The organism is Micrococcus sp. LASM2_SD2 (assembly GCF_057364565.1).
This window is the reverse complement of record NZ_JBNFOB010000255.1, coordinates 1-3,152: the sequence shown is the minus strand read 5'-3', so window position 1 is coordinate 3,152 and position 3,152 is coordinate 1. Positions and strand designations below refer to the sequence as shown.

The following is a 3,152-nucleotide window of genomic DNA, read 5'->3' as shown; positions in this document are numbered from 1 at the left end:
CGGACGCGCGCCCGTACTCCCGCCGCACCGCCTCGGCGGCCCCGGAGGACAGGGTCACCACCTCGTCCGCGGCGGCCAGGAGCACGGCCAGCCGGGCCCGGTGCGCCGGCTGTTCTGCGGCGGGCAGGTGCGGGTTCTCCAGGTCGTGCACGGTGACCAGCACGGCCGTGCCGACCTCGCGGGCGGCCTCCATCGCCGCCTGCAGCTGCGCCGGCGTGTAGTGCTCGAAGCCGAAGTGCACGTGCAGCACGTCCGGGCGGTGCTCACGGATCCACTCCGGCGTCAGCGCCACCGGCGGCCACCACACCCCGGGCTCCGCCCCCTTCACCTCCGGATCGGCCCCGTGGATCACCGCGGCCTCCTCCACCCCTGCCTCGGAGCCGACCCCACGGGAACCGATGCCGTCCCCGGAAGGGGAGTGGCCGTCGTCGGGAAGGGCGGGGGAGGCCGGGAGGAGGTGACGCACGTACGGGTGGTCCGCGGGGACGGGCTGGACGGTGAGCGGCATGCGGTCTCCTCACGGCGGCCGCATCCCAGCGCTACCTCCCGCGGGCGGGCCGCCCCTAGTGTGGGCGGGCGCCCCGGTCGGAGCGCGCCCGCCATTCCAGCACCCCAGGAGGGGCCGTGACCACAGCCCAGACGCCCGCGCCGGACCCGGACCTGGAGGGCCGGCGTCGCCACTACGGACACTTCTACGGACTCACCCCGCTGCCGGAGCAGCCGCTGCTGCTGGTGTGGGGCAACTGCCAGGGGGAGTCGTTCCGGCTGCTGCTCGGCGGCGAGCCCGGCACCGTGCTGGCCGGCGGCGAGCTGGTGTCCGTGCGCGTGCCGCCGGCGTTCGAGCTGACCGCCGAGGAGGTGCCGCTGCTGCACCGCCTGGTGCGGCGCGGCCGCGTGCTGGTCTCCCCAGCCCATCCCGGACGACTACCGCGGCATGCCGGTGGGCACGGACCAGCTGGCGGGGCTGCTGCCGGCCGGCGCCGAGCTGGTGCGGGTGCCCGTGGTGTACTGCACCTCCCGCTTCCCGTGGCAGACCACGCTGCGGCACTGGAAGGCCGCCCCCGGTGCCGCCGAGCGCCCCGGCGAGGACCCTCCGCTGGTGCCGTATCACGACCTGCGCACCCTGGTGGAGGCCCACGGCCGCCTGAGCGGGGCTCGGGTGTCCGCGCGGGAGACCCAGGACCCCGACGACGGCCCCCGCCTCCCCGTGGACCCCGCCTCCCTGCAGGCGGCGGCCGAGGAGTCCGTGCGGATGCTCGCCCACCGCGAGCAGGCCAAGGGGCTGCTGCCCGTCTCGGACCTGATGGCTGCCGAACGCGGCGTGGGCTTCCACGCCGTGAACCACCCGGACAACCCGCTGCTGCTGGCGGCGGCACAGCGGGTGGCCGAGGAGATCGGCCGCCGCACCGGGCTGGGACTGGAGGCCGCGCTGCCCGCGGACGGGCGGACGCTGCTGGGCGGGATCCGCACGCCGGTGGAGGCGCAGATCGTGGAGGCGCTCGGGTTGGAGTGCGCGCCGCGTCCGGCCTGGAGCATCGGGGGAGAGGACGTGCCGGACGCCGTGGTGCGGCAGACGCATCTGGACTGGTACCTGGAGAACCCTGCGTGCGTGGCCGCCGGCATGGAGCGCTTCGACGCCCGCATCCGACTGCTGGGGATGCTGCCGTGAGGGGCGGGGATGAGCAGCTCGAGGCGGCCGGTGCGGGCCGGGTGGGCCGGCGGGTGCACCTGGTGGCCGTCGGGCCGCAGGAGCATGGGGTGACCCGCCACGGGCTGCAGACCGCCGCACTCGCAGACACTGTGCTGGCCGGTCGGTGGGACGTGGACCTGGTGCGCTGTGCGGATGCGGCTCAGTTCCAGACCGCGGCGGAGCGGTTGCGGGCGGCCGGGGACGCCGGAGAGGCCGTCCACGTGGACGTCACCGACGCCCTGTTCGGGAGGTCGCCGGCGGAGGCGGCGGCGGTGCTGCGGGAGGTCCTGCCGGACTCCGCGACGCTCGCCCTGCACGACGTCCCCCAGCCGGCCGAGGGAGCCGAGCGCTACGCGGCCCGGGCGGCGGCGTATGCCGAGCTGGCCGGGGCGTTCGCCGGCGTGGTGGTGGCCAGCGAGCACGAGGCCGGCTTCCTGCGTGCCGCCTGCGCGGACGCCGGGGTGGAGCCTGCACCGATCGCCGTGCTCCCGCTGCCGGTGCCGAATGGCGCAGTGCCGGGGGATGGCCAGGCGCCGGGGGAAGGCCAGGCGCCGGGCGAGGTCGAGGGGCTGGAACGGGACGTGGTGGTGCTGGGCCATCTGTATCCCGGCAAGGGCCATGCCGAGGCCGTCGCCGCACTGGCGGCGGTGCGCCGGGAGGCGGCGGAGCGGGGCGAGGACCTGAAGGGTCTGCCGGACCGGGTGACCGCCCTGGGGCCGGTGGCCGCCGGACACCAGGACCTGGTGGCCGAGCTGGAGCAGGCCGCCGCGGTCGAGGGGCTCGGGTTCCGGGTGACCGGATTCGTCCCGGACGCGCAGCTGCCCGCGGCGCTGGACGCGGCGGCCGTGCCGTTCGCCGCGCACCGGAACGTGTCCGCCTCCGGGTCGTTGGCCACGTGGATGGGCCACGGCCGGCGCTGCCTCGTCCCGCGGGAGCCTATGTGGAGGAGATGGACGCCCCTGCCGCCCCGGGACCCTGCACGTGGCCCGGGCCGAGGCGACCGGGATGGACCCGGCCGCCGATGCCGGGACTGCCGCGCAGGACGTCGCGGCGACGGTCAGCGGTGCGGCGGACGACGACGCCGTGCTGGAGGCGTTGACCCGGGCCCTCGCCGCCGCGGTGGCCGACCCGTCGCTCACCCGGCTCGCTCCCGGCCTCAGCCTGGCGCCGACCTCCGAGGACACCGTCCGGGCGCTCGCCGAGGTCTGGGGCAGGGCCCTAGATGCCTCTCGCACCCGGCCGACCACCGCGGAAGGAGGCGGACAGGATGACTGAGGTGTCCGTCGTCGTGCCGTACTACCGGGACCAGGACGGCCTGGACCGGCTGCTGGCCGCGCTGGCGCGGCAGACGATGCCGGCCGACCGCTTCGAGGTGGTGGTGGCGGACGACGGCTCCCCGCACGCCGCCGCGCATCCCGGACGGGCTGGCCTTCGGCGTGCAGGTGGTGCGGCAGCCCCGACC

The 3,152-nt window shown here is 76.6% G+C and carries 4 protein-coding genes and 1 pseudogene; 4 read left to right on the top strand and 1 reads right to left on the bottom strand.

Annotated features, from left to right (window positions below):
• Window positions 1–508: glycosyltransferase (locus AC2W7A_RS10970; RefSeq protein WP_485991382.1), on the bottom strand; the 508-nt coding region annotated here is incomplete at its 3' end.
• A gap of 116 nt (window positions 509–624) precedes the next feature.
• On the opposite strand from AC2W7A_RS10970, the pseudogene AC2W7A_RS10965 reads away from it, so the two are divergent.
• From AC2W7A_RS10965 to AC2W7A_RS10950, 4 genes and pseudogenes are all read left to right on the top strand, one after another.
• Window positions 625–846 (top strand): annotated as a pseudogene (locus tag AC2W7A_RS10965) (hypothetical protein); the annotation flags it as partial.
• Between the two features lie 88 nt (window positions 847–934).
• Window positions 935–1,669 carry a WcbI family polysaccharide biosynthesis putative acetyltransferase gene (locus AC2W7A_RS10960; protein WP_485991381.1) on the top strand — a complete coding sequence of 245 codons (735 nt, stop codon included), beginning with the start codon at window positions 935–937 and terminating at the stop codon, window positions 1,667–1,669.
• The gene (locus AC2W7A_RS10955; protein WP_485991383.1) at window positions 1,666–2,961 is read left to right on the top strand and encodes a glycosyltransferase family protein; all 1,296 of its coding nucleotides are present in this window, start codon (window positions 1,666–1,668) and stop codon (window positions 2,959–2,961) included. The genes AC2W7A_RS10960 and AC2W7A_RS10955 overlap by 4 nt, the downstream gene beginning before the upstream one ends.
• Window positions 2,958–3,152: glycosyltransferase family 2 protein (locus tag AC2W7A_RS10950; RefSeq protein ID WP_485991380.1), on the top strand; the 195-nt coding region annotated here is incomplete at its 3' end. The genes AC2W7A_RS10955 and AC2W7A_RS10950, both read left to right, overlap by 4 nt.